The following is a 5833-nucleotide window of genomic DNA, read 5'->3' on the forward strand; positions in this document are numbered from 1 at the left end:
CCGCCCAGCGGCTCTGCCACGGGCGGGAAGGCGATTTAGCGACTGCTTGTGGCAGGATTCGGCTTGACGAATAGAGCGTCGCTTGGGCAAAAAGGGCCTTCATGTTTCCTACCGTCATACTCCAAGCCTGTTGGGAACAAAGCCGTGCAAGAAGTGGTGGCGGCGAAGGCCATCACCGGGGCGCACAAGGCGGTGGTCGTAACAAACGCCGGCTATACCAACGCCTGCAAAGAATTGGCTGCAGCAAATCAGGTTTTGCTTTTACACCATGACGACTTGTCAACTTTGGAGGCGAAACTGTGGACCTAGACACCGCCGAGGCCGAGTTCTCAGGACCTAAGCCGCTGCCCTACTGCCGAATGAGCGGCAATAGCGTTGCCGTTACCTGCAAATAGGAAGAGACCATGAAAAGAATCCTGCTAGCCATCATCAGCATGTTCCTGCTCGAAGCGAACGTCACCTCGGCGGCACCTCTTCAGCTTTGCGTGAAGGCGGATCGCGTTGTCGAGGGGCAGCCCCGCGAAGGATCCAAGATCGTTCTGCGCTCCGAGTGCAAGAAGCGAAGCAATGGGACGCCCATCGAGGTCTCCATCGGCACCAGTGATTCGCTGGGCGGCGGGGGCGACGCTACTGGACTGACCACCCAAGTGAACTCACTGTCTGATGTACTGAGGACATTCACATGTGGCGATGGGCAAATAGAGTCAAGGACCGGCGAGACATGCGATGACGGCAACGTGATCGCAAACGATGGATGCAGTCCCGTGTGCGAGGTCGAATCCGGCTGGACGTGCAACGGGAAAGCGAGCGATTGCGACATTGTTTGCGGCGACGAGATCGTGGTATCGCCAGAGATCTGTGATGACGGCAACACCAGCGATGGCGACGGCTGCAGTGCAGACTGCCTATCCGATGAAACATGTGGAAACGGCAGCACCGATCCTCTGGCGGGCGAGGTTTGCGACGATGGTGGACAAGTCGACGGTGACGGCTGCAGCGCGGACTGCCTATCTGATGAAACCTGCGGCAATGGCGTCACCGACCGCCTGGCGGGCGAGGACTGCGATGACGGGAACGCAGAAATTGAGGATGGCTGCACGCCGACATGCACGCTTGAGTGCGGCGATGGGGTCACGCAACCCAATGAGGTTTGTGACGACGGTGGGACTCAGTCCGGAGACGGCTGTAGCGCGGACTGCCTGTCCGATGAAACCTGCGGGAATGGGATTGTGGATGTTGCCGCAGGCGAGCAATGCGACGGCGGCGAGTACTGCCAACCGGACTGCTCGTGGACCGACTGCGGCAACCTGAGTGGCAACTACATCATGCTTCCTCAGGACCCGGGGACCACAATCAGCGCTGCGATAGATGACAACAATGATGGCACCGGTCTCTTTCGAGCCTTCGCCAATGGGGCCTTGATACTCACTGCCCCATTCACCTACAGCGGCCGGATTCCCGGTTCCGCACTGGAAGGCGATTTTCCCCTGACTATTGGGTCATGCTCGCCAATCGCGTTAGTCTCAGGTGACACAACATTTACACGGTTGGAGTGATGAAAATTCGCGTGGTTCGTTCTGAAAAATCCTAGACGATTCTCGCCGACAGCAATGGCGAATCTCGCGCTACGAACCGCATCGACCCTTCCACTTTAAGGTGGTCCGGCCCTCTGCCCGAACCCTCTGCATCTGGCGCATTTCTCGATTCAGAGACTCGATACTAGCGAGCAGGCAGCGGTCGCCCGACGACAACTGTCAGCGGCCACGCTAGCCGCTCGGCTGTTTGACTGCCCCCGATGGCGGGCAGTCACGCGATCAGAAACGCGTCTGACTTCGGATCAGCCGGCCGTTCCAGTGTCCGACCGGTCGCTGCCTAAAATCCCGAGGACATAGCAGCTGCCGTCAACTTGAACCGCTCGGTGCGTCTCCCTTCACTGTATGAGCAACGAGGAGGACCCCTGCCCCAAGGTCAGCCAGCTCATTGAGCGGCATCAGAGCATTTTTGACTTGGGCAGCATCATTCTCGTCTTTCACTGGCCAAAGGCCAAAAAGAGTATCAAAGATAATTAGATCGAATCCCTCCGCCTCAATGGCCGAGGCGATATCATCAACCAGTTTTCTCCAATTTCGGGAGGTGGTGCTTCCTGTGAAAGGTCTTATCTGAACGAATATTTTCTCGGGAGTGTCCAATTCTTTCTGTCTGCGGCGCCAGTGAACGGACCCTTCCTCCGAAATTATTAGACACTTTCGGAGAGATAACTCTCTCCCGCAAAACTCCTCTTCTGCCCCGAGTCAAGACGCGAAGCTACGTGCGCACCTTCCCGCTGACCTGACGCCTGCAAGTGGTTCGCTGCACAGCGCGCCTGCACATTCGGCGGGATCAATTGGCCGGGATGGTTACCTGTGCGCTGCCGCGAGCGCCACCCGAGTCCGCTGCCTCGGCCGTCAGAACGTGGGTGCCGGGTGGCAGCACCACGTCGAGATCCGTGCCGATTCCGAGAAAGCCCGTCAGATCGGAGTGCCAGAGGATCTGGTCGCCCTCGAGGGATTCGCGCTCCGGGTCGCGGACCGACGCGCGCAACCCGATGGTGCTACCTCCTTCGACGCTCTCGCCGTCTTCCGGCGTGAGGATCAGCACCTGTGGAGCCAGGTTGGGCAATTCAATCGTGACCGGGTTCGACTCGCTGCGATGGAAACCGTCGGATGCGATCACTTTCAAGGCGGCGCTCCCGCCGGGGACGCGTGAGGATTCGATCTCGATGGACGATTCGCTCAGTCCGGCAGCGAGTAGTTCGCTACGACCGTCGAGGTATTCGGCCAACACGTCAAAGCGCAGAGTGTCACCGTCGGCGTCCCCGGCCGACCAGGCCAGCCGTAGCACCCCGTCAGCCAGACCATCAGGGTCCACTGACAGGTCAACCTTCGGGCTTGAGTCAGAGACGGCTCGGCGCAGCAACTCGGTCTGGTCGGCGTAGAGTACCAGGAAGCTCGTCCCTTCCACCCATTCGACATCGCCGTGAAAGGCAAGTGCTCCGCTGTCCGCCAGTTCGGCTGGCACGTCCGCCCTCTCGCCGGCAATCGAGACCTGGGCATGTCCCTTGGCCAGCACACGCTCCTCGTTGTCGAGCAGTGCCAGGGTGAGATCGGGCCGGAGGTCGCTCTCCCCGTCGACTCCAAGCGGCTGGATTTCACCGAAGGCCCACTTCCCGTCGAGATCGCGCTCTCCGCTGATCAGCAACCGTGCCAGGGGCCCTGGCGGAGTCTCACCCTGGATCGCTCGGGGGAGAATGCCGAGGATGGCGTCCCAGTCGGCATCGCTCACGAACGAGTTCCGGTCTGCCTGGCTCGGCAGGAATCCACCTGCCATCAAGTTGAAGGGATTGCGAACACGTCGCTTCAGAAGGAGATCGTAGGCCGGGCCCGGCAGGGTGAGTTGCGCGGCGTGCGGCAGCTGCAGTTCGTGGCCGAGTTCATGGGGCAACGTCGGGAACTGCGCTGCGCCCATGGAAATCGTGGCCCAGCCGCTCCGGGGCGAGGCGCTTCCGAGCCAACCCACGCGGTTCTGCGAGTCGGGGCGGCCCCCCGATACCAGTGCCAAGCCATAGGCGGCGCGCTCGCTGCGCTTTATACTCGCAACACGACCCTTTTGTTGATCGACATCGTTCAACATGCGATTGCCGAAATTGGTCACTCGATTCAGCATGGAGCTGTTTCTGCCTGGGGGGGGAGTACATATCGCCAGTTCCGCGGCGCTGAAGACACCGTCCCGGTCGAGATCTTCAGGATAGCTGAAGTTGAACGCGAAGAAGCGGCCGGATTCGAGTCGCCGGGGTACGTTGGCCGCACAGGCCTGCCCCGCGCTGTTGATCCAGGTGCCCACCAGCATGTCTCGGAGTACGAACTCGCGTTCGAAGTTGCCTTGGCTGCCCTGGGCTGGCAGGGGCAATTGGTGGACGTACGCGAACCGTAGACCCGCCGCGCGTGTAGTCGGCGCTCCGCGGGGGAGCAGGTCGTCTACGCGATTCTTGATGGGCAGCATCCGGGCCGTGTGTTCGAGCGTTCCGCGGAACGACCGCTGACTCGACAGGTCCGAGAAGATTCCCTCGTCGTAGTCAAGAAGCACCATCGAGATGCCGCCGTTTTCCTGGGTAGTGATCCAGGAAACCAGGGGGACAGTCCATGTGCGGCCGCCTTCGCCCAACCGGGCAACGATCTCGTAGGGTGCCGCGTCCGCGAGTAGCCGACCCGGTATGAAGAAGTGGATGTCGTCACCGGTTTCGATTTCGGATCGTCGGGTCCGATCGTCCGCTGCGATTGCATGACCACGCACTACGCCGACCGTTGCGCCCGTGTCCACGCGAATCACGTCAATAACCGCATCATCGACGCGCGTCGGGCCGCCGGGGACCGCGACGAGCGTAGTGCGAACCAAGGCAGTCTTGCCCGCGACGAGAGGCAGCGCTGGCAACGCCCGCGTCACCAGGCCGCTCTGGGTCAGGCGAATGTCGGAGAGCAAGCCACGTGCCTGGGCGCCACACGAGAGGTTGGCGATTCCGTCGTCAAAGAGATCACAATCCACGCTGAGGTTGCCCAAGGCGTTACTGAGCTCGCACATCAGGCATCGTGAAGGGTTCGTGAGGAAACTCGTGAGATCGGTCTGCTCGGAAGGCGAGACTGCGAGGCCCGGCAGCAGTTCCTGCCACTGCCATGACTCGTCGTCGATCACCGGCAGACAGGTTTTCTCGATCTTCTTGCGCAGCGCAGCGACCGCTCGCTGGACTACGCGGTGCCCGCCGACCTCCTCGAGGCAGGTCGTCATGCCGGCCGCAGAGCTGATGGGCGATGTTCGGTTGGCGAGGCCTGTCCGGAGGCACGTCGAGTAGGCCTTCATCTGCGCGCCAAAAAGCTTCGCGACGCCCGATAGGACGTCCTGCTGGCATCGGCTGGCTTGGCGGTCCTCTCGCCTCGAAAGAATTACCTGGCCCAGATCCTGCGTGCCAAAGAGGCTCGACACCAAATCCTCGCCGACCGAATGTGCGGCACTCTGGGTGAGTGCCGAATCGACATAACCGAAGGGCGGCGCTTCTTTGCAATGCTTGGCGTCGACCGCGACCAGCGATTCGGTCGCCCGTGTGAGCTTTCCCCGGGGATCCGACTCAAGGCAGGTCCCGGGTTCGGAAATGCGATCGAGGCTGGCAGACTTGAGGCAGAACTGAGCGTTCTTGAGAAAGGTATGCGCTAGGCGGGCCGCTTTCTCGTGTCGCTTCACGACACAATTTCGTTCGCCGGGCTCCAAGGCCGTCCTCAGACATCCCTCGGTGCAGGTTTTAGCGCCGGCTTCGGGCGTCACCGCCGAGAGGAGAACCGCCGCGACCACGAAGGCGATCTGGCGCAGGCGGGCCGAAGCTGAACGCCCCAGGTCCCGGCTGCGCAGGAATCTGGTGACTGAATTTGTGTTGTCTTTGGTGACTCGCATGGTCTTCTCCTTCGGCGGTCTCAGGGCCGGAGTAGATGAGGGTCGAAACGACAGCAGGAAACATGAAGGCCCTTTTTGCTCAGAGGGCGCTCTACTCGTCAAGCCGAATCCTGCCACTGGCAGTCTCCGACTCGCCTTCCCGCCCGCGGCGAGGCCCTTTAGCGGACTAACAGAAATCCGCACCCGGGATCGTAGTTCCGATTAAAATCTCGAGCCGGGGATCAATCTCCTGCCGCGGGGGGTGAGGGGAAAGCGGCAGCTTCTTCCGCCCTCCAAAATTGTAGTGGATCTTGTAGTGGGTCGACGCACCTGCGGGGGATCGCTCCAGATGCCCTCGGTACCTTCAAACGCGATTAAG

The 5833-nt window shown here is 61.0% G+C and carries 3 protein-coding genes; 2 read left to right on the forward strand and 1 reads right to left on the reverse strand.

Annotation, left to right across the window (positions count from 1 at the left end):
- Positions 1 to 48 precede the first annotated feature (48 nt).
- Both P8K07_16890 and P8K07_16895 read left to right on the forward strand, forming a co-directional pair.
- Positions 49 to 309, forward strand: coding sequence for a restriction endonuclease (locus P8K07_16890; GenBank protein MDG1960198.1), 261 nt, complete (start codon positions 49 to 51; stop codon positions 307 to 309).
- A gap of 95 nt (positions 310 to 404) precedes the next feature.
- The gene (locus P8K07_16895) at positions 405 to 1556 is read left to right on the forward strand and encodes a DUF4215 domain-containing protein (GenBank protein ID MDG1960199.1); all 1152 of its coding nucleotides are present in this window, start codon (positions 405 to 407) and stop codon (positions 1554 to 1556) included.
- Positions 1557 to 2379: 823 nt separating this feature from the next.
- On the opposite strand, the gene P8K07_16900 is transcribed toward P8K07_16895, so the two are convergent.
- Positions 2380 to 5475, reverse strand: coding sequence for a hypothetical protein (locus P8K07_16900; GenBank protein ID MDG1960200.1), 3096 nt, complete (start codon positions 5473 to 5475; stop codon positions 2380 to 2382).
- Positions 5476 to 5833: the final 358 nt, after the last annotated feature.

Source organism: Candidatus Binatia bacterium (genome assembly GCA_029248525.1).
Lineage (GTDB): Bacteria > Desulfobacterota > Binatia > UBA12015 > UBA12015 > UBA12015.